Source organism: Hymenobacter sp. GOD-10R (assembly GCF_035609205.1).
Taxonomy (GTDB): Bacteria; Bacteroidota; Bacteroidia; order Cytophagales; family Hymenobacteraceae; genus Hymenobacter.
This window is the reverse complement of the sequence record NZ_CP141184.1, coordinates 4,099,152-4,119,289: the sequence shown is the minus strand read 5'-3', so window position 1 is coordinate 4,119,289 and position 20,138 is coordinate 4,099,152. Positions and strand designations below refer to the sequence as shown.

General features: G+C 55.6%; 17 protein-coding genes. 6 read left to right on the top strand and 11 right to left on the bottom strand.

Annotated elements, in window-relative coordinates; all coding sequences use genetic code 11:
* Positions 1–11 precede the first annotated feature (11 nt).
* The 4 genes from SD425_RS16365 (at position 12) to SD425_RS16350 (ending at position 3,464) form a co-directional block, all read left to right on the top strand.
* Positions 12–761: an EcsC family protein gene (locus SD425_RS16365; protein ID WP_324671013.1), complete on the top strand. Its 750-nt coding sequence runs from the start codon at positions 12–14 to the stop codon at positions 759–761.
* 201 nt (positions 762–962) lie between these two features.
* Positions 963–2,444: an amino acid permease gene (locus SD425_RS16360; protein ID WP_324671012.1), complete on the top strand. Its 1,482-nt coding sequence runs from the start codon at positions 963–965 to the stop codon at positions 2,442–2,444.
* A gap of 96 nt (positions 2,445–2,540) precedes the next feature.
* A complete protein-coding gene (locus SD425_RS16355; protein WP_324671011.1) occupies positions 2,541–2,981 on the top strand; it encodes a hypothetical protein in 441 nt (146 codons plus the stop codon).
* 21 nt (positions 2,982–3,002) lie between these two features.
* The gene (locus tag SD425_RS16350; protein ID WP_324671010.1) at positions 3,003–3,464 is read left to right on the top strand and encodes a CPBP family intramembrane glutamic endopeptidase; all 462 of its coding nucleotides are present in this window, start codon (positions 3,003–3,005) and stop codon (positions 3,462–3,464) included.
* A gap of 120 nt (positions 3,465–3,584) precedes the next feature.
* Here the strand turns inward: SD425_RS16350 and SD425_RS16345 are convergent, their stop codons facing one another.
* From SD425_RS16345 to pseB, 9 genes are all read right to left on the bottom strand, one after another.
* Positions 3,585–5,072 carry a lipopolysaccharide biosynthesis protein gene (locus SD425_RS16345; RefSeq protein WP_324671009.1) on the bottom strand — a complete coding sequence of 496 codons (1,488 nt, stop codon included), beginning with the start codon at positions 5,070–5,072 and terminating at the stop codon, positions 3,585–3,587.
* A 140-nt stretch (positions 5,073–5,212) separates the two neighbouring features.
* Positions 5,213–6,577: a DUF7033 domain-containing protein gene (locus tag SD425_RS16340; RefSeq protein ID WP_324671008.1), complete on the bottom strand. Its 1,365-nt coding sequence runs from the start codon at positions 6,575–6,577 to the stop codon at positions 5,213–5,215.
* Positions 6,578–6,740: 163 nt separating this feature from the next.
* The gene (locus SD425_RS16335) at positions 6,741–8,051 is read right to left on the bottom strand and encodes a hypothetical protein (protein ID WP_324671007.1); all 1,311 of its coding nucleotides are present in this window, start codon (positions 8,049–8,051) and stop codon (positions 6,741–6,743) included.
* A 5-nt stretch (positions 8,052–8,056) separates the two neighbouring features.
* Positions 8,057–9,100: a pseudaminic acid synthase gene (gene pseI / locus SD425_RS16330; protein ID WP_324671006.1), complete on the bottom strand. Its 1,044-nt coding sequence runs from the start codon at positions 9,098–9,100 to the stop codon at positions 8,057–8,059.
* A gap of 48 nt (positions 9,101–9,148) precedes the next feature.
* Positions 9,149–9,724 carry a DUF4328 domain-containing protein gene (locus SD425_RS16325; protein WP_324671005.1) on the bottom strand — a complete coding sequence of 192 codons (576 nt, stop codon included), beginning with the start codon at positions 9,722–9,724 and terminating at the stop codon, positions 9,149–9,151.
* 111 nt (positions 9,725–9,835) lie between these two features.
* Positions 9,836–11,362: a UDP-2,4-diacetamido-2,4,6-trideoxy-beta-L-altropyranose hydrolase gene (gene pseG, locus SD425_RS16320; RefSeq protein ID WP_324671004.1), complete on the bottom strand. Its 1,527-nt coding sequence runs from the start codon at positions 11,360–11,362 to the stop codon at positions 9,836–9,838.
* Positions 11,363–11,364: 2 nt separating this feature from the next.
* Positions 11,365–12,102 carry a glycosyltransferase family protein gene (locus tag SD425_RS16315; protein ID WP_324671003.1) on the bottom strand — a complete coding sequence of 246 codons (738 nt, stop codon included), beginning with the start codon at positions 12,100–12,102 and terminating at the stop codon, positions 11,365–11,367.
* A gap of 6 nt (positions 12,103–12,108) precedes the next feature.
* Positions 12,109–13,290 (bottom strand): UDP-4-amino-4,6-dideoxy-N-acetyl-beta-L-altrosamine transaminase, encoded by a 1,182-nt coding sequence (gene pseC / locus SD425_RS16310; RefSeq protein ID WP_324671002.1) that lies wholly within the window; start codon positions 13,288–13,290, stop codon positions 12,109–12,111.
* Between the two features lie 192 nt (positions 13,291–13,482).
* Positions 13,483–14,502 (bottom strand): UDP-N-acetylglucosamine 4,6-dehydratase (inverting), encoded by a 1,020-nt coding sequence (pseB, locus tag SD425_RS16305; RefSeq protein ID WP_324671001.1) that lies wholly within the window; start codon positions 14,500–14,502, stop codon positions 13,483–13,485.
* A 241-nt stretch (positions 14,503–14,743) separates the two neighbouring features.
* On the opposite strand from pseB, the gene SD425_RS16300 reads away from it, so the two are divergent.
* Positions 14,744–16,579 carry a hypothetical protein gene (locus SD425_RS16300; protein ID WP_324671000.1) on the top strand — a complete coding sequence of 612 codons (1,836 nt, stop codon included), beginning with the start codon at positions 14,744–14,746 and terminating at the stop codon, positions 16,577–16,579.
* A 28-nt stretch (positions 16,580–16,607) separates the two neighbouring features.
* On the opposite strand, the gene SD425_RS16295 is transcribed toward SD425_RS16300, so the two are convergent.
* Positions 16,608–17,906: a glycosyltransferase family 4 protein gene (locus SD425_RS16295; RefSeq protein ID WP_324670999.1), complete on the bottom strand. Its 1,299-nt coding sequence runs from the start codon at positions 17,904–17,906 to the stop codon at positions 16,608–16,610.
* Between the two features lie 256 nt (positions 17,907–18,162).
* Between SD425_RS16295 and ffh the strand changes: the two genes are divergently transcribed.
* On the top strand, positions 18,163–19,506 hold the full coding sequence (gene ffh / locus SD425_RS16290; protein ID WP_324670998.1) for a signal recognition particle protein: 1,344 nt from the start codon (positions 18,163–18,165) through the stop codon (positions 19,504–19,506).
* A gap of 152 nt (positions 19,507–19,658) precedes the next feature.
* On the opposite strand, the gene SD425_RS16285 is transcribed toward ffh, so the two are convergent.
* Complete coding sequence (locus SD425_RS16285; protein ID WP_324670997.1) at positions 19,659–20,135, bottom strand: nucleoside deaminase; 477 nt, start codon at positions 20,133–20,135, stop codon at positions 19,659–19,661.
* Between the last annotated feature and the right edge of the window lie 3 nt (positions 20,136–20,138).

The window sequence follows — 20,138 nt, the reverse complement described above, 5'->3', positions numbered from 1 at the left end:
TCTTCTGCCTTATGACTCCTTACGAACAGCAAGCCACGGAAGAACTGCACACCTGGCAGCGCAAGATGCAGCAACGGCCCTCGATACTAGACCGGGTGGCGCGGCGGGTGCAGGCGCGCCTCAATGCCTTGCTGCCCGAGAAAGTACATGCGGCTATCACCACGGCCATCAAGCAGATGGTGCGCGGCGTGCTGTTTGGGTCTATGCACACGACGCGCAAGCCGCTGGTTCTAGCCAGCTTGGAAGAACGCGAGGTGGCCGTGCGCTCGTATGTACGCGACTACCGTACCATGGCCGCCGCGGAAGGAGCCGTGACGGGCGCCGGCGGCTTTCTGTTCGGCCTAGCTGATTTCCCGTTGCTGCTTGGCCTGAAGTTGAAGTTGCTGTTCGATGTGGCCGCGCTTTACGGCTACGATGTAAAAGATTATACCGAGCGCCTCTATCTGCTGCACGTGTTTCAGCTCGCCTTCAGCAGCCAGCACACGCGCAACGATGTGTACCGGCAGCTGGCCGATTGGGAAGCATACCGCCACACCTTGCCCGCCGATGTGCACGAGTTCGACTGGCGCACCTTCCAGCAAGAGTACCGCGACTACATCGACCTAGCGAAGCTGGCTCAACTGGTACCCATAATTGGTGCCGCTGTGGGGGCCGTAGCGAACTACCGGCTTATCGAGCAACTAGGTAGCACCGCTATGAATTGTTACCGTATGCGGTTGCAGCAAGCCTCGCCTCAGCAGCTGTTAGCTGCTGAGGCCTAGGATGAAAACCTAGGTGCGCTCTTCAGTCCTCCGTTGGGATAAAGCGTAGTAGGCAGTAGTTTCGCCAAAAACTGAAAAAAATTCTGCCTAACAACTGCGGGTACTTCGTGGTTGCTGGCTACTCCATCTCATCCGGCTGGCCGTAAAAAGTACACGCGCCGCCTAGCTAGGCTTGCTGATGACTTATTTGTTACCCTAACTATGTTGAAAAAATCACTCGACTTGCTCCAGCAGGAGGCAGCCGAAACCGGTAAGAATACCTTAAAGCGCAGTCTTGGAGGCTTTAACCTAATTGCCATCGGAATTGGCGTAATCATCGGTGCAGGGCTGTTCTCGCTGACGGGCATTGCGGCGGCCAACCACGCCGGCCCGGCCGTGACGCTGTCGTTTGTGGTGGCGGCGGTAGGCTGCGCCTTCTCGGCGCTATGCTACGCCGAGTTTGCCTCCATGGTACCGGTGGCCGGTTCGGCGTACACCTACGCGTATGCTACCCTAGGTGAGCTGTTTGCCTGGATTATCGGGTGGGATTTGGTGCTCGAATACTCCGTTGGTGCCGCTACAGTGGCCATCAGCTGGTCACAGTACCTGGTGCGCTTTCTGAGCAAGTACGACCTGCACATTCCGCCGCAGCTAGTGGCTTCGCCTTTCGAGACGCTTACGTTGGCGAGCGGCGCCCAGGTCACGGGGTTTGTGAATTTACCCGCTATTTTAATTGTGCTGGCCATCACGGCCATCATTATCCGTGGCACGCAAGGTTCCGCTGTTTTCAACGCCATTGTGGTGGCGTTGAAGGTGTTAGTGGTGCTGGTGTTTATTGCCCTAGGTTGGAAATACATCGACCCAGCCAATTACCATCCCTACATTCCAACTAATACGGGCACGTTTGGGGAGTTTGGCTGGAGCGGTATTCTGCGCGGTGCAGGGGTGGTATTCTTCGTGTTTATTGGTTTCGATATTGTGGCCACCATGGCGCAGGAAACCAAGAATCCGCAGCGCAACATGCCCATCGGCATTATTGGGTCGCTGCTAGTGTGTACGGTGCTGTTTGTGCTGTTCGGCTATGTAATGACGGGGCTAGCCAACTACACCGAGTTCAAAAACAGCGCGGCGCCCGTAGCCATTGCCATCGAAAAAACGCCCTACAGCTGGCTTAGCTCCACGATTATCATGGCCATTCTGATTGGCTATACATCAGTGATTCTGGTCGATTTGCTGGGGCAAAGCCGCGTGTTCTTCACCATGTCGCGCGACGGGTTGCTGCCGGGCGTGTTCTCGCAGTTGCACCCGCGATTCCAGACGCCGCATAAGTCAAATCTGCTACTGGGTGTGTTTATCAGCTTGTTCGCAGGCCTCGTACCGATTAGCGTGGTAGGCGAAATGACGAGCATCGGTACGTTGCTAGCTTTCGTGATGGTGTGTATCGGCATCCTCATTCTGCGCAAGCGCGAACCAAATACGCCGCGGCCGTTCCGCACGCCGTGGGTGCCGGTGGTGCCTATCCTCGGTATTCTCACCTGCCTAGTGATGATGGTGTCGTTGCCAAAAGATACCTGGATCCGCTTGTTTGTGTGGCTGGCTATTGGCCTAGTAATTTATTTCGCCTACGGCAAAAAGCACAGCAAGCTAGGTTTGGGAAAGCAAGCTGATGCTTCCATAGAGCCGCAGGGCACGCAGGTGCAGTAGCTGAGCACGTGCGCGTACGCTTGTTCTGCGCAGCTAGGTTTGTCATCAAAAGGTCCAAACGACTAGATTATAAACTTAGCTGCGCAGAACAAGCGTATGAAAGCTGTTGCCATTCAGGTAGTTTTAGAGCCTGTAGTTTCTACTCCTACTACTTGTTTGCAACTGATGGAACAACCTGTACTCGCGCCTGAAGAACAAGAGCAAGAAACCCCACCTGCCGCTTACCCAACCGTAGCAGAAAGCTGGGGCGCTGTAGGTTGGTTTTTCCTGATGTCCATCGTGGCGGGCATCTTGGTCGTACCGTTCCTTTTGCATGACTTGCCAACGCGTCGTATGATCACGCTCGTAGTAGTCAGCGAGTTGTCGAAAGTGCTTGCGCTTGTTTTTCTGCTTTGGAAGGTGCCCGCAGTGCGACGTGTTCGGTTGCGCCTGCTGGCTTCCCGCGAGTTGCCAATCGTGTACGTGCTGCTGCCAGTGCGGGTGCTAGCGCAACTGGTGTTGCGGACGTTGGTCGTCTTTCTGCCCTTACCCGACTAGACGAACAAAACTCTAACCGAGTTGCACCAATGGCCGGTGCTTTCCTTTGTGGTGGTCTGCATTTCGGCCCCAATCTTAGAAGAATTGTTTTTCCGGGGTTTGCTGCTGTCGGGGTTGCTGAAAAACTATAGTCCTCGCAAAGCCATCATCCAGTCTAGCTTGCTGTTCGGCATAATCCACTTGTATCCCATGCAAGCTGTATCAGCCATGGTGATGGGGTTGTTTTTAGGATGGCTGTATTATCGGACCCAGTCACTGAGTGCGTGCATCGTTGCGCATGCCTTGAACAACACAGTTGCCTGGGTCTTAATGCAGCAAACTGCCAATCAAGGAAGCGAAAGTAGAAAGGAAATGCTTCAGCAACTGCCTGCGCCATTGCAACTGACGTTGTTGATGCTCGCTGCGACTGTGCTTTTTGTTGTTGCGTACCGACGGATACAACAGGCGACTGAATCTGCAGGTGGAGTGGAGTCAGTGTTATGATTGCTAAATGATTACAAGACAAGTATAAGGTTAGCTGTTGCCAGGGTTCTTACATGCTCATCCTTCTGTTACCCAAAAGCAGGGTGTGTGAGATTTCCCATTCGTGGGTTCTAACGACGACTACTTGTTACGAAAACCTAGCTTACCAGCTAGCTTTTGCACTAGGCCATTCACCTCTGGCACGGCCCGCGTGAGCAGCAGCAGCACACCATATACCGCCGTCAGTACCACCGAGCGAACAAGCATGGTAATAAGCAGTGAATGGACCAATGGCACCAGCCACGCGGCCAGCGCGGCAGCAGCGGCAATGCCAAGCACCAGCGGAATGCGCCAGGTGAACGGCTGGAGGCGGTAGCTATACCACACAAACCACGTCCGGGCCAGGTTGATACTTACCTGCGCAATGACGGCTGCCACGGCTGCGCCGCTGATACCTAGCTTTGGGATGAGCCACCAGTTTAGGGCGACGGTCAAGACGGATAAGGAAGAGTTGAAAATAAGATCGTAGCGGTAGCGCGGGGAAGTGACAACGATGAGGCCGTTCACGCCCGTAATGCCGTCGAAAAGACGGCTGCCCAGCAGCAGCAGTACTACCAAGGTGCCCTCGGCATAGCGCGTTTTCATCAGCGAATAGATGAAATCGATGTTCAGGCCGATACCCAAGGCTAGGTAACAGCCAATTGCCGTGTTGAGCAAGGTGGTACGCCGATAAAAGTCGGCCATGCGGGGCATGTCCTGTTGCTTCCAGTAGTCGGCCAAAAGGGGGAACGCAATCTTGTTGAGTGAACGAGCCGGAATAGCCAGCGCCGAACTGATGTTAGCCGCCACTCCGTAAATGCCCGCGGCGGCTATGTTTACCTGAGCGCCCACCATCAACGTGTCAACAAACATGATAATGCTGCCGGAGAGGCTGCCCAGCAGCGTAAAACCGCCCACACTCAGCATTTCGCGCAAAGACTTGATGCGCAACGCAGCACGTGTTGGGCGTAGGTGCAACTCCTTGATATAAAGTGAGTAGCCGGTTAACAGCAGGGAAATAGTGCCATTGACGCCCACGTACCAAAGCACATAGCCACTAAACGGGAATGCACCCCGCGCATAGAGCAAGGCGCCCACCACGATGAGTAAGCGTTGCACCACATCCTGAATAAAAGAGGAAACGGCCGTGTGATACAGGCCTTTCAAGTAGGCATCCTGCAACGAGAACAACAGGATAAACAGCGCCAGCACGGCTCCCCAAGCGTAGTAAGGTTGGAGCAGCGCCGCATCGTCGGCGTACCAATGCAGCATGAGCGGCTCGCCCGCAAAGTAGAGCACCGTCACGACTATAAAACCTAGCAGCGGCACGCCAAGCAGCAGCGGCAGAAAACCATGGTGGCCAGCTTCGCGATTTCGGAAATACGGGAAAAACCGGATGCCAACACTGGCAAACCCGAAAGCGGCTATCTGAGCGTAAAGTGTGGCAATCGTGCTCAGCGTGGCCGTGAGGCCTAGCTGCTGCGGCTCCAGAAAATTCGGCAGCACCAGGGCCGTATTCACGAAACCTAGCCCCAGGCCGATGTAGGAGATAATAGTATTACGCAGCCCCTGCCGCTGAACGATACCCAAAAGAGTGACTGAGTGATTGAGTGACTGAGTGATTATGCCAGAGTGCATGCGGAGGCTCGTCTGGCTTAGCCTACTAGGCCGCTTGCCTGCAAGGCTAACTGTTGCCGTTCGCAACGACTACGCACAATGCTTTGCTGGACTTAGTCGGATGGGCTAGGTTGCAGAATTTCCACTACTTCCGTGCCCGTCACGAATGTCGCGCCCCGACCACAAAGATACTCCATGAGTTCCCGAAACTGCTGCGGACCATTGTGGGTGTTAGCTGGGTCGAAGTTCTCGTTGTGCCATAGCACCGTGCACACGCCGCCAAACCGCTCGATTTCCTGGAACATGGGCGTGAGAGCGGGCAGAATTTCATCCGGAGTTAGCTGCAAGTAGTTTGGATGGTGAAGTGTTGCGTCCATTACATTGAGCGGGATTTCGAGGAAGCTAGCAGCGGTACCATTAGGGAAAAGAAATGGCTGAAAAGGCAGACAGTAGGAGTTCCGAAAACCGAAGTGTTCAGCGAAACCTAGGGTGGAATCGTGCGTGAAGTTGTAGATGTGTAATAACGTGGTGGTAATGCGCGGCTCCCAGCTTAGATAATGGAAGCGTATGCCGCTGCAAGGCACCGGAATTTTAAGCCAATCTTCCTTCAGACGGCCGGCGTGTACAGCAGTACCTAGGCTCGCGTGTAACCCAACCTCAGATTTGTCGACCGCCGCTTGCGGCCATATTTTACGCAGCTTATAATCGGCATTCGGCGTACCGTTAGCGCTGCGCCGATGCTCTGGCAGAAAAAAGAACGTGCTCTTCGCGCCATAGCTAGCTACCATCTGCTGCACCTCGGCCAGGTTATCCCAGGCGTCGCGCTGGGTTAAGTGCTGCCACAGTCGTTGTCCGAAATTCCGCCAATCATAGCGGAGCAACGCGGCTTTGGCGGGCGCCTTCCAAGCACTGAATAGATTGTCAACGTCGTGCGTGATGAAAGCCGCAAATGGGGCATCAGCAGCCCATCTAAGCGGCTTCAGGCCTTGGCTAGTGACATGCTCAACAGCTGCTCGGAGAATATCGAAGTAGTAGTTCACGATAGGTACCGCCACAAAGCCATAGCGGTGCTGCACGCTGGCGCTGAACGGGAAACGGCCGTGCCGGTCACGCTCCTCGCAAAAGTATTCTTGCCAGCCACTAAGCAGGTAAAATGCCGCCGAAATCAGATCCGCGTGGATAATCGCACGGCCATCGGGGCGGAGCTCAAGTAGGGGCTTATCTGAAGCTAGGTCGAAGAAGAAAGGCAGCTGTCGACCTTGCCACTCACGCCAGTTAGGCGCCGACGGATAAGGTAGTTGCCGCTCGAAAAAGTCACCGGCGCCATCCGCTACTTCTACTTGCGGTTGTTGCCCGGCGTAGCCAATGGAAATCGTAGCCGCACCCGCATAGGCTTGCTGAAAATGGTGCAACACATACGCTAGCCGCATTTCAGCGGAAACAGCAGTAGCAGAAATCTTGGGCAGAATAGGAGCCATGTTGGCGAATATAGTAGGCACCAATCCAATTAGGCTGTCCTTTCGATCAGCGGGAGAAATCTCATGTGCTGATGTTGTGATAGTAAACCCTACCACTTGTGATTAGCACTGCATGCGAGATTTCTCCCGTTGGTCGAAAGGACGTTCTTTTTACGGTTGTGCCCTACTGAGAGTGGCTGTGAGCCCTAGCTGGCAGCCACTCGCGCAACATGCGCAACGCCCGCTCTTGGCTGTGGCCTTCATCGGGAGTACCTAGGGTGGCGTTGTAGTAAGCCGCGCGCCGGAATAGATCGGTGGGCTTTTGCACCTGGTAGCGTCGTAGCGAAGCGGTTACTTCTTGCAGCGAGTCAGCTCGCTGGATCAGCCCGTGCGCAACGTAGCCGTAGTAATCATCCGTGCCCGTGTGCGTATTGAAGCGGTAGTAAATACTGGCTACGTTCAGCAAGGTCGCTTCCAGGTGCGTCGATGTATCGGCGGCAATCAGCGCGTCTTGTTGCAGCAGAAACTCAAACACGTTCTGCGCGCGGGCGTTGGAAAACTGTAGGCCAGGATGCCGCTGGAGCAGAAATGAAAAGTCGCGCGGGTCGCCGGGGTGGGCGCGGAACGTGACGGTAAGCGCCGGAAATTCCTGGTGCAGATGTCTTGCCAGCTCCGCCAACGCCGCCGAATCGTCGAGGATATTGGCGGCAATACCTAGGTGCTGCACCGTTGGGTTGAGGTTACGCTGCTTCAGAAAGGTATCGGCTTTTGGCATGCCCACAAGTTCTACGCGGCCAGCCACCGGGCCACACTGCTGGTACTTGTCCAGCGCATCCTGCCCTTCAAGCAAACTCAGGTCGAAACCTAGGGGCGGAAAGTGGGTGCTCACGCTGGCGTGCTGCACGTAAGCGGTGGGTACGCCGCAGCGACGGGCCGCTAGCAACAGTGCCCGGGCATCGTCGTTGTGGTCGTTGGCGAAGATGATAGCCCTAGGTCGGTACTGGCGGAGTGCCCGGCAGTATACTTCATAGTAGCCGATGGCGTTGAAAATCAGATCAAAGAAACGCCAAGCTCGATGACCTTCCCGGCGAAGCAACCCGGCTATGACAAATGGGAACTGCCAATAGTAGAGCAGCTTACGCCGCAGCGAAAGCCGGTTGACCTGCTTGTTGTAGCGTCCAATTTGTTTGCTTTGCCCAGCTACGACAACACTACCCGGCAAGCCTTCTTGTACAAAGTGCAGCGCCTCGTAGTTATTCTGGCTCACCACATACAGCCACACCGCGCCACCTAGGTTATCCGCGTTGCGAATCGGCTGAAACACGTTGCCAACCAGCCGTAAACCCGCGTAGCCCAGCACCTTCAGCAGCCGCCGCGCCGCGCTAGCCGGTGAAATAGCGGTCAGGCTACGCGGCGGCAGCGAAGCAAACAGATCCGAGAACCGTAGTTGTAAAATGTCGCGGGTGCGGCTTACCAGATCCGCCAAATACGACATGACGCCTACAGCATCTCCCAAGTGAGCGGCGTGCCGGCGCGCAAATCTTGGCGGGCCGGCTTACCGAGCAGCGGCTCGTAATAACGCGGCGGCAACCCTAGACCGGGGCGTACTACCCGAATGTTCTCCGACGTGAAAGGCTCCCCAGCTCGAATATCCTGAGCTACATAGATGGAGCGCTTGTACAGGCGGCTCTTTTCTTCGGCCCGCTGCACGCCATATTGAATCTGACCAAGCGCCTGCCAGGCCCGCTCCGTTTCGGTGACCAGGGCGGCAACTTCTTCGGGTTCAAGCGAGAAAGCCGAATCGACGCCGCCATCGGCGCGGCGCAAGGTGACGTGTTTTTCAATCACGCAAGCACCTAGGGCCACGGCGGCTACGGCTGCGCCCACGCCCATCGTATGATCGGAGAGGCCGACGGGCGACTCGGGGAAAAGCTGCGCAAAGTGCGGAATGGTCCGCAGGTTGGTGTTCTGAGGCGTGGCGGGGTAGGTGCTGGTGCATTTGAGCAGCACTAGGTCCTTACATCCGGCTTCGCGCAGTACGGCCACGGCTTCGGCAACCTCAGCTAGGGTGCTGGCGCCGGTGCTCATAATCACGGGTTTGCCGGTCGCGGCTACCCGGCGTAGCAGCGGCCAGTCGGTGTTTTCGAAAGAGGCAATCTTATAAGCGGGCACGTCGAGCGTCTCTAGAAAATCGACAGCCGACTCGTCGAAGGGCGAGCTGAAAGCAAGCATGCCGTGACTCTTAGCCCGCTCAAACAACGGCTGGTGCCAATCCCAAGGCGTGTAGGCTTCTTGGTAGAGCTCGTGCAACTCGCGGCCATACCAAAGGGAGTTGGGGTCGTCGATGCGGAAAGCACCGGGCAGCGTCATAGTATCTGCGGTGTAGGTCTGGAGCTTAATGGCGTGGGCGCCGGCTGCTGCCACGGCATCGACGATGGCGAGGCCGCGCTCTAGGTCTTGGTTATGATTGCCGCTGAGTTCCGCAATGATAAACGGCGGCTGGTCGGGACCGATAAGACGGGAGCCGATAGAAAAGGTAGACATGCTGCAAAGTAACGAACAGCCCACAAACAGCAGGCGTCGCCAGCTTGTTCAATAGTAGTGCTCCTCTTCGGTAGCACCTAGGTCGACAGGCTCCGGGGCTAGCTCCCCAATGCTATTGACTTGCTGGCGAAGCAGCAGTTGCTCTTCCGCAACTGCCACCCGCTTGATAATGGCAATAGTCAGCAGAATGAACACCACCACAAATAAGCTATGAATAGCATCGCCGATGGCGGCATTTTCTAGCTGTTGCGCGGTTTTATCCTGGTCGCTCAAGCTATTCGATACCCGACTCATGATGCTCATAACCAAAAAGCTAGCCCACCACCAGCCAAGCAGCGGACGCGGCGGCTCCGTCCCATACGCCAGCCGGTGTGTATCATCCCATATCTCCCGCATGATGGAGTAAGGGCGAAATAGATTCAGAATTGGGACAAACCAGGCCCCGATAGCCCAGCCATTGGAGTGTTCCGTGCGGCAGCCAGCACGCTGTAAATTGGCGTAAGCCCTTCGAAACCAACTAAAAAAGTAAATGACGGCCGCCAGGGTCACCCCTAGTAGGGCAAGTGCTGTAGCAAGCGTTAACCAGCTAAGTACTTCATTTTCATTGACTGCTTTTCCCGGCAAAAGCAGAAAATTAGATGTTGAAAAGAGAAGAAGAATCGGAATCAAAAGCCACAATAGCAGAACCGTATGCTGAGCCCGCTCAGCATTGTTTTGAAGAGTAGGAATAGACATTTAAGTAGTATAGAATAAAGCTCTAAAAATAGGATAAATACCAGAAGATAGCCAGTAGAAAGTGCGACTGTTAGCGTTGGCCGTCTCGGAAAAAGATAACTCTTGAAAGCCCGCCCGCTCAAATGCCCGGATGGAAGCTAGGTTCGTCGCCTGCACATGCCCTACGACCTGTCGTACTGCCGGAAATTGCTGCAAGAGCTGCCACGTACCGGCTGCCAAAAGCCCCGCAGCTAGCCCTTTGCCCCGATAGTTGGCCCCAAGTAAGTAGCTCAGCGTCGCCTCGGTATTCTCTACACTAAACCGGATGAGGCCGGCGGCTTGACGGGTGGTCGAATCTTCGGCAATTAATAAAATCGAGTTAGGATCATTTAAGCGGTTCTGAAACCACTGCTCGTGCTCAGCCAGACTGATCGGATTAGGATTAAAGGAATGTTGCCGGACGGCTGGCTCATTGGCCCACTCAAAAAGCTGCTCGGAATCGGCGGGCGCGACGGGGCGCAACTGTAAAGAAAAGCTAGGTAGCACCAGCGCCGCAAATTCTTGACGCAGCCGCTGGGGCGCTTGGCCATCGAAGTAGTGCTGCTGGGCCTGGCGGAGCTGCAAGCTGATGCGGTCAGCTTCTGGGGAGGTCAGCACGTTGGAGGCGCTGGCGTAGGGGAGGGCTAGGCCGGCTAAGCGCAGGAATAAATCTAGGTCGTGCTGGTTAGCGGCCGTAGGAAGCAGGAACAGCAAGCCACCACCTGCCGCGCAGTATTCGTAGCTGATGGTACTAGGTGAGCACACGGCGGCGCCGCAAGTTTGCATGAGTTGGCACAGTTCCGCCGCAGGCAAGTTGCGGTGCAGCGTAAGCCGCGCCTGATCCTGCGCCCAGGTTTGCAAGCCTTCCCAACCCGCATAGGCACTCCCGACAACGGCATGCACATGCTCCGTAGCAGGTAGTTGCAGCAGCGCGGCGGTTACTTGCTGCGTCTGGTGCGTGGGGTCGGCGCCACCTAGGCAGACCAGTATGGTAGTCGCCAGAGCGGAGCTAGGCACGGGGTGTACAACTTCGCGGAATGCAGTGCGCAAGGGGGCATACGCCGGCCCCGCCAGTAGGCGCGCGCCCGGCGTACGTAGGTCGTACCGTTCCTGCGTAACACCGCCAGCCGGATTCAGAACTAGGTCAGCTACGAAAGGAAAAGCGTGCAAATCATCTAGGCAAACTAGCCGGGCCACTGCCGGGCGCACGGCTTCTTGATAGTTGAGCTCAAAGCCGTAACCATCCAGTACGAGCACATCCGTGGGGCGTAGCACATGCTGCCGGAGCCAAGCAGGTTCACCGGCGGCCGGCTGAGGCGCCATCTCCACTACTTCCTCACACACGGCCCGCAACTGCGCCAGCACTTCAGGGCTAGGTTCCTGAATAGCAAATACACACGCAAACTGCTCCCGCAGAATCTCCGCCAGCGCCAGCAGCCGCATGACGTGACCTAGGCCGATGCGGGGGTTGCCATCGGCCCGAAAGATGAGGCGCGTGCGTTCTGCCATGGTTATAGTTTTTTTTGTTCTACGTGCTGGTTTATCGCTACTAGCTCCGGGTGCACATCCAGCAACGCAATGAGCTCATCTCCTGATAGCTCGGCAGCGCCGAAGTCTTCAATCAGGGTGCGGATGAGGGTAAAATCATCGGCGGTATCCACCGTGAGCCGGTACTGGCTACGATCGGGAGTACGCGTAATGTGCTGAAAACGGACCCGACCCGAGCGGTTTTGGTGAATGTAAGGCGTCACGTGTTCCCGGTCGCTGGGCAGCTTGGCGTGCGAAAAGGCTTCATCCAGCAGCTCCCGGGAGAAGACCTCAAAATCGAATCCGCGTGGAAAGGTGCGCTCCAGCGCGTTGGATAGATACAGGCGCGGATCGGCTTGGCGCAGGTAGGTGCGTACTCCTTCAGCAATGAGCTGCCCATCCAGCAGCGGGCAATCGGACGTGACGCGTACAATAAGATCTAGCTCATGCTCGGCCGCGCACTGGTGGTAGCGGGCCAGCACGTCGTGCTCGTCGCCACGCGTGCATGGCAAGTACGTCGCGGCGGCGAAATCCGCCAATGGGTTGTCGGTGGCGTTACTGGTAATAGCTAGGTACAAGGGCAGCTCACTTTGCTGCAAACGAGCTAGGTGGTAGTGGAGCAGCGGCTGGCCCGCGACAGGCAGCAACACCTTGCCAGGCAGGCGCGTGCTGGTCATGCGGGCTTGGGAAATAACGCCAATGCGTGGGGAAGAGGAGAACACAGACTACTATTGATTAAGAAGCTCTCGGATGCAGGCAATGACGTACGCCTGCTCTTCATCGGTGAGCGACGGAAACATAGGAATGCTCAAGCAATGCGCATAGTAAGCCTCGGCATGCGGAAAATCGCCGTTTTTCCACCCTAGCTCCTGATAATACGGCATGGTGTGCACCGGAATGTAGTGTACTTGGGTAAAAATCTGCCGTTCGCGCAAGGCGTCGTAAAGGGCCTTGCGGTCTGCCACCTGAATCACGTAGAGGTGATACGCGTGACCGGGCGCTCCGGCGAGAGGCTGCACACCGGACATGTCGGCAAAGGCAGCATCGTAGCGCGCCGCAATAGCCCGTCGACGAGCTAGGCCCTCGTCGGCGCGGCGTAGCTGGCTGATACCGAGGGCCGTGAGCATATCTGGCAGGCGATAGTTGTAGCCTAGCTCCTGCATTTCGTAGTACCAGCCGCCGTCGTTTTTGTGCAGCTTCGCGGGGTCTTTGGTGATGCCGTGGGTACGTAGCAGCAGCAGCTTTTCGTACAGATCCTCGCGGTTCGTCGTTATCATGCCGCCTTCACCGGTAGCAATGTGTTTTACCGGATGGAAGGAGAAAATGGATAAGTCGGCAAATTTTCCGTTGCCGCACCATTGCTCCGCGCCCTGGCTATCGGTGAAAAAACCGCCCGGTGAGTGCGCCGCGTCTTCGATCAGCCACAGGCCAAACTCGTCGCAGAGCTGACGGGCTTCTTCCAGATCAACCGCCAAGCCAGCAAAATCAACTGGGATAAACCCATGGAAGTAGCCTTGCGGGTGACTCTCTAGTAAGCTCCTAACTTGTTGTAGATCAATCAGCGCCGTGACGGGGTCGATGTCGACGAAGTAAACCTCGCCGCCGCAGTAGCGCACGCAGTTGGCGGAAGCGGCAAATGTGATGGGCGTCGTAATTACGCGTTGGCCCGGCTGCACGCCCAGGGCTAGGGCCGCTAAGTGCAGCGCCGCAGTGCCGTTGCTGACGGCTACGGCGTATTTCACACCTATATAGTCAGCAAATTTCTGCTCGAACTCCACCACTTTTGGCCCCTGCGTTAGGAAGTCAGATTGAAGCGCTTCGATTACGGCTTGCACGTCGTCGGGCGTGATGTGCTGGCGACCGTAGGGGATGGGACGGGTAGGGCGGAAGGTAGAAACAGCAGGAGTCATAGCAGGCCAAAGATAGGTAAGCGGTGGGCTATACCGTAAACAACTTGCGGCCGTCCTAAGCTAAGGATGTATTAAAAAAGGCTATCGACCTAGGTTTTGAGAGCCGGAATGGATTTCCGCACTCCGATTTACAAGCAAAAGGCTGCCTTCTTCGCAGAAAGCAGCCTTTTCTATAGCTAAGTTAGAGAGGAGCTACGCCACAAACGCGGGGTCTACATGCTCCCGGATTTCCTCGCGGATCTGCTCAGCGTTGAGCCATTCGCTGTTGTTTGCCGAGTCGTAGTGGAAGCCAGCGGGCACGCGCTTGCCATTGAAATGCCCGATGAACTTATCGACATCCCATTGCGGCGTAAAGGGCAGAATTACGTAGTATTTATCTAGCTCCACGGTGCTTAGCGCGTCGGTTTCGGTGATCATCTCCTCGTGCAACTTCTCGCCGGGGCGAATACCAACAATTTCTTGGCGACAGCCAGGAGCAATTGCCTGGGCCACTTCCGTGATTTTGTAGCTAGGTATTTTGGGCACGAAGATTTCGCCGCCCCAGGCATTCTCCAGCGCGTATAGCACCAAGTCGACGCCGCCTTCGAGCGAGATGTTGAAGCGCGTCATGTCGGGGTGGGTGATGGGCAATACGCCTGTGTGCCGACGCTGCATGAAAAAGGGCACGACCGAGCCGCGGGAGCCGATTACGTTGCCATACCGCACTACTGAGAAGCGCAGATTACGGGCGCCTTTCATGTTGTTGGCGGCTACGAAAAGCTTATCCGAGCAGAGCTTGGTTGCGCCGTATAGGTTGATAGGCGCGGCGGCCTTATCGGTGCTTAGCGCTACCACGTCTTGCACGCCGCAGTCGAGGGCCGCGTTAATCACGTTTTCGGCGCCGAAGATGTTCGTTTTGATGCACTCCATCGGATTGTACTCGGCCGCGGGCACTTGCTTCAGAGCGGCAGCGTGCACAATCACATCAATGCCTTCGCAGGCCCGCTTCAGCCGCTCCCCATCGCGAATGTCGCCAATGAAGTAGCGAATAGCGGGGTAGTTGCTGTGCGGAAACACTTGCGACATTTCGAATTGCTTAAGCTCGTCGCGCGAGTACACCACCAAGCGTTTTACCTGCGGATACTTCTCAAACACCGTTTGCACGAACTTCTTGCCGAACGAGCCGGTGCCACCGGTTACCAGAATAGATTTATGATTGAGGTCGAGGGCCATAGAAAAGAGAAAGGCTAGCAGGTGCCAGCTAGGATAAGGACGGCAAAAATAGGCATTCCGAACCGAGGTTACGTACTTTTGTAGTTGCCGCGCAAACCGAAGGAAGGCGTTAGCCAAGCTCCGGCTCCGCGCATCGCTGAACATTTGCCGTCTGATTTGTTTCAACGATTGATTACTGCTCAACGCCACGCGCAGCCGGAGCTTGGCTAATGCCCTCCTTCGGTTCGCGCTACTACCCAATATGCCCGAACCAGTCAAAGTTGTTATTTGGGACCTCGACGATACCTTTTGGCGCGGCACGCTGTCGGAGGGGGCCGTGGAAGCGTTGGAAGAGAACCTAGCGTTGGTGCGCGACACGGCTGCCCGTGGCATCGTGCATACCATCGTCAGCAAAAATGACTTTGCCGCCGCCGAAGCCAAGTTAACGGAGCTAGGTATCCGCGACTTATTCGTGTTTCCGCAGATTAGCTGGCAACCCAAAGGCCCTATTATCAAGAACTTGTTGGAGAAAATGCAGCTGCGGGCGCCCAACGCGCTATTCTTGGATGATAACCCTATAAACCGGGCCGAGGCGCAGTTCTACAACCCTGCGCTGCAAATAGCTGACCCCGCCGACTTGCCCCAACTGGCGCCGCTCCTGCGTGCTAGTGGTAAGCCTGACCCTAGCTTTTCGCGCCTGGAGCAGTACAAGCTGCTCGAACGACAGCAGCAGGCGCGCGCCACCTACCAAGACAACCTAGCTTTTTTGCGCGACTCCAACGTGCGCATTCAGTTCCGCGAAGGCGCCGCCGTGCTGCCTGACCTAGGTCGGATTGAGGAGCTTATCAACCGCTCCAACCAACTGAACTTCACCAAGCAGCGCGTGACGAAAGACGAGCTGCAGGCTAGCTTCGCAGACGCGAACCGGCGCTGGGGCACCGTGCGCGTACACGACCGTTTCGGCGACTACGGCTTGGTGGGGGTGTACTGCCTGAACCTGACAGACAACCGCTTAGAGCAGCTGGTGTTCTCCTGTCGCATTCTGCACCTAGGAGTTGAGCAGTTTACGTACGCTTGGCTAGGTTTCCCCCAACTCGAAGTACAAGGGGAAGTAGCAACAGAACTAAACCAAACCGAGCAACCCAACTGGATTACGGTGGTTACGGCGGAAACCGTTGTTGCTGAAATCAACTCGGCGCCTGTGGCAACCAGCCAATCTGGCTCGCATTTGCGTGTGCTCCTCAAAGGCGGCTGCGACCTAGGCCAGTTGACACCCTTTCTGCAAGCCTTTCAACTAGATGTGCAGGAAGAGTTTAACTACGTCAATGAGAACCAGATACCCGTTCACGTAGAGCATACTGCGCTGTTGCGGCTAAGTCGGGAGCTTGCGGTAGCGGAGCAGCAACGTCTGGCCCATAGTCTGCCTTTCCTCGGCGAAGAGGCCTTTCAAACTAAGCTCTGGAGCACGGACTTTGATGCGTTGGTCTACAGTCCGCTGATGGACTACACGCAGGAGCTGTACCAGGAGAAAAGCACCGGGATAAGCGTGCCGTTTGGTGGTTACCAAGATCTTACGAAGGTTGACCCTGCCGCGCAAGTTGCTAAATATGCCCAACGTAGGTTCCGGGGCATGGACGAAGCATTCTTGCGTCGTTTTAGGGAGGAGTTCCACTGCGTTGGCCAGATTACACCTGCCGAGTTTAAAGCAAACCTGCATTGGCTTCGCGCCCAAGTACCCGCCGCCGTACCTATTTTCCTACTCAACGGCGCCGAAATTGAGGTGCCCACCTCTAATGAAACCGGGGCCAAGCAGCGCCACATCCTGCTGAACCAAGCGTTAGCAGAATTCGTCGCTGAAGCTGAAAACTGCTTCCTCATCGACGTGCGCGATTTTGTGCAAACCCCCGCTGACGTAACCAATAATCTGCGTCATTACCAACGGGCACATTACCGTACGTTGGCGCAGGGCGTGGCTACCGCCATCGAAGCTTGGCAAGGTCAGCAGCTAGGTCATTCTGTCTGGGCCGATTGGCGCGCACGCCTAGCCAGCCGAGTTCCTAGCAAAGTGCGCGGCGCCTGGGAAAAGCTGGTGAAGTAAAGCAAAAAGCGGCCGGGTAGCGCGCGTTCTATTTATTTTGAATTAAGCTTACTAATCGCTGGGTCAAGGCTTTGCGTGAGTAGCGCGTGTTGTTCAGGGCCGGCAGGTCTAGGTTGGGGTTCTTGCGCCATTGGGCTATCAAGCCTTCCAAGTGCTCGACCATGGTAGGGTAGTCATCATAGGCCAAAGCGCGACCAGCGCCACACTCCTCTAACAGGTGGTCGGCGTCGGAACCAACCGGACCAATGCAGATAATAGGCTTATTAGAGGCGAGATACTCAAAGACTTTGCCGGGCAGAATGCCGAAATTGTTGGGCACGTCGGGAATGGCCATGAGCAGCACCGTAGCCCGCAGCAGGTAGCGCACCGACTCTTCGTGCGGCACAAAGGGAATGAACTCCACGTGAGGAGCTAGGTTGTTTTCCTCAATCTGCTGGCGCACGCCATCCGATGCCTTGCCTACAAACCGGAGTCGTAGCGGCACATCTGGGTGACGTTGGAGGCATTCGGTACAAGCCGCCAGGAACTGCTCAATGTGGTACGTCTCGCTGATGGTACCCGTGTGTGTAATCAGCAGGCAATCAATAGGTGAAGTAGAACGGATACGGAAGTCGCTTTCATCGTAGCCATTAGGCAGCACGTGAAACTTGCTGGCCACGAGCCGCGGCGATTTCCCCAAAAATAAGCGCTTCGTATCGGGACTGGTCACGAGAATTTCGTCGGCTTGCTCTAGCACTTGGCGCTCGTAATAAGCATCCAGCCACCTAGCCGGTGGGGTTTGATTCAGCTCCTTATGGTAATAAATATCGGTCCAAGGGTCGCGCAAATCGGCTAGCCAGTGCAAGCCATAACGTTTCTTCAATGCTAGGCCGATGAGCTGGGTGGAATGCGGCGGCGAGCTGGTTAGTACGGCGTCGAACGTTGCGCCTTGGGCTAGCAAGTCGGCTACCGCCTGCAAGACGTGCCGGTTCCAGCCGCGGCGCGGATCGGGGATGAACACGTTGCCGCGCACAAACTTGAAAAAGCGCTGCTGAAAGCTGGTTTTGCTTTCGTTAGCAAAGCCGCCGTAAGGAATTTGTTGGCGCCCAGTGAGTTTCTTGTAGCTACCAAACGGCTCCGACGTGTCGGTCCGGATGACACGCACGCTAGGTGGGATTTCGGCGGCCAAGGAATGATCTAGCACTGGGTAGGCCCCTTTCTCCGGATCGACCGTGATGACAGTGCACTCTACTCCCAGCGTGGGCAGGTGTTTCACAAACTTTAAGCTTCGCTGCACGCCCGCGCCTCCCGAAGGTGGCCAGTAGTAGGTAATCACGAGCAGACGCATAGAAGCAAAGAAGTTTGGCGGTACAAGGAAAGCACGAAGGTAAGCAGTATCGGCTTTCGGGGTTTTCTGGTTAATTTTGGGAGCGAAACTTTATTTCATGCTGTTTTCTTAGTCGATATAGCCAGGAATAAAACGGTGCAGCCTACGATGAACGACGCAGTACCTTGCCGCGTCGCTCTCGAAACATCGTGCTGAACAAGGCTCCTTCGCCGCTTACTCAGCTCATTAGCAACCTACACAATCAGCACATCAGCAGATGTTCGATAACTTAAGTACCAAACTCGACCGTGCGTTTAAGACCTTGAAAGGTCAGGGCAGCATCACGGAAATCAACGTTGCCGCCACCATTAAGGAAATCCGCCGCGCGCTGGTAGATGCCGACGTAAACTATAAGGTTGCCAAAGAAGTAACCGACAAGATCAAGGACGAGGCCATGGGCCGCGACGTGTTAACCACCGTTTCGCCCGGCCAGTTGATGGTTAAAATCGTCTATGATGAGCTCACCGAGCTCATGGGCGGTGAAAAGCAGGATATTATTATCAAAGGCGAGCCGGCCGTTGTGTTGTTGTCGGGTCTGCAAGGTTCGGGCAAAACGACTTTTGCGGGCAAGCTAGCTAGCTTTATCAAGAAGCAAAACCGCAACGTGCTGCTTGTGGCCTGCGACGTGTACCGTCCCGCCGCTATCGACCAGTTGAAGGTGCTCGGCGAGCAAGTGGGTGTGGAGGTGTACTCGGAGCCGGATAATAAGAATCCCGTTCAGATTTCGCAGAATGCTATTGAGTACGCGCGCAAAAACAACAAGAAAGTAGTCATCATTGACACCGCCGGCCGCTTGGCCGTGGATGAGCAGATGATGGCGGAAATTGAGCAGGTAAAGCGCGCCATTAACCCGTCGGAGACCCTGTTTGTGGTGGACTCCATGACGGGCCAAGACGCGGTGAACACGGCCAAGACCTTCAACGACCGTCTAAATTTTGACGGCGTGGTGCTCACCAAGCTTGATGGTGACTCCCGCGGTGGTGCGGCCCTCTCCATTCGGGCGGTGGTAGAGAAGCCCATCAAATTCATCTCGACGGGTGAGAAGATGGAGGCGCTGGATATGTTCTATCCAGACCGGATGGCCCAGCGTATTCTCGGTATGGGTGACGTCATCTCGCTCGTAGAACGTGCGCAGCAGCAGTTCGACGAAGACGAGGCCAAGCGCATCAACCAGAAGATCCGCAAGAACCAGTTCAACTTTGACGACTTCCTCTCGCAGCTAGAGCAGATCAAGAAGATGGGTAACTTGAAGGACTTGGTAGGCATGATCCCCGGCATGAGCAAAGCCATCAAAGACATTGATATTGATGATGATGCGTTCAAACCGATCGAGGCCATCATCAAGAGCATGACCCCACAGGAGCGCGCCCAGCCAGAGTTGCTGAATGGCTCACGCCGCAAGCGTTTGGCAAAAGGTAGCGGCACGGATATTCAGCAGGTGAACAACCTGATGAAGCAATTTGAGGACATGCGCAAAATGATGCGCACCATGAACAAAATGAGCCAAACGAAAGGCGGTATGGCGCAAATGGCCAAGATGATGGGCATGCGCGGAAAATAAATCCAAGAAATAATTGCCTGAGTTCAATTACTGCACGAATCTTGTGGGCAGGTCAAAACGAAGGAAGCCCGGATGCTAGTAGCGTCCGGGCTTCCTTCGTTTTGGGTAGTAAGAGAAAATTTTTTTCGCTAGGGAGCTAAGCTGCCTAGCTCCTAATATTCTTTGCGGCTCTCATGCTCCTCCCACGCGCGAAATCCGGCGCGGGCTTCTTCACGCAATAATTCGTGCATGGGGATGGTCCGCTCGCTAAGAGGCTTTTCAATCTCATCGTAGATGAAATGGTCGTCGAAGCCAATGGCGGCAGCATCTTGCTTCGTGTTACCATAAAACACGCGGCGCGGACGAGCCCAGTAAATTGCACCTAGGCACATTGGGCACGGCTCGCAGGATGTATATAGGTCACAATCAGTTAGTTGGAATGTGCCAAGTGCAGCACAGGCCTTGCGAATAGCATCAACTTCAGCGTGGCAAGTGGGGTCGTGGGTGCTCGTAACTTGGTTGAAGCCACGTGCGATGATTTCGCCATCCTTCACGACAACTGCCCCGAATGGCCCACCGTGACCGGCCTGCATCTTTTCAATTGAAAGGCGAATGGCTTCGCGCATAAAGTCGTCGTGAGGAGCTTCCATCAA